Raw genomic sequence first — 508 nt, 5'->3', positions numbered from 1 at the left:
GCTCGAGCCGACGGATCGGCGTCCAGCCGTCCACGACGTCCGCCGCGCCGACGCCTGCCAGCACGTCGACCACGTGCGGCGCGATCCCGTCGCCGCAGGACTTGTCACGGGGGAAGTCGGACCGGTCCAGCAGCACGATCTCGCCGGCACTCGGCAGGTGCTCGATGTAGCGCTGGAAGTACCACTGCCCCTTCTCGCGCTCGGTCGGCGCCGGCAGCGCGACGATCCGGGCCACCCGCGGGCTGAGGTACTGCGTGATCCGGGTGATCGTGCCGCCCTTGCCGGCCGCGTCCCGCCCCTCGAAGATGACGAGGACGCGCTGCTTCTCCGCGCGCACCCACTCCTGGACCTTGACCAGCTCGCCCTGCAGGCGGACCAGCTCAGCCTCGTAGACCTCGTCCGGGATGGACTCGTCGGACCCCGAGCCGTGCGCGTGCTTGGCCATGCCCCAGCCTAACGATTCATCCCACCGGCGAGGCGCGACCCGATGGGGCCGATCTCAGAGGCG

General features: G+C 71.3%; 1 pseudogene. It reads right to left on the bottom strand.

The features are described from left to right. Positions 1-445 (bottom strand): annotated as a pseudogene (locus ACFPB1_RS27440) (hypothetical protein); the annotation flags it as partial. Positions 446-508 lie beyond the last annotated feature (63 nt).

Source organism: Paenibacillus sp. GCM10023250, from assembly GCF_042653205.1.
Lineage (GTDB): Bacteria > Bacillota > Bacilli > Paenibacillales > Paenibacillaceae > Paenibacillus_Z.
This window is presented reverse-complemented; position numbering and strand designations above follow the sequence as displayed.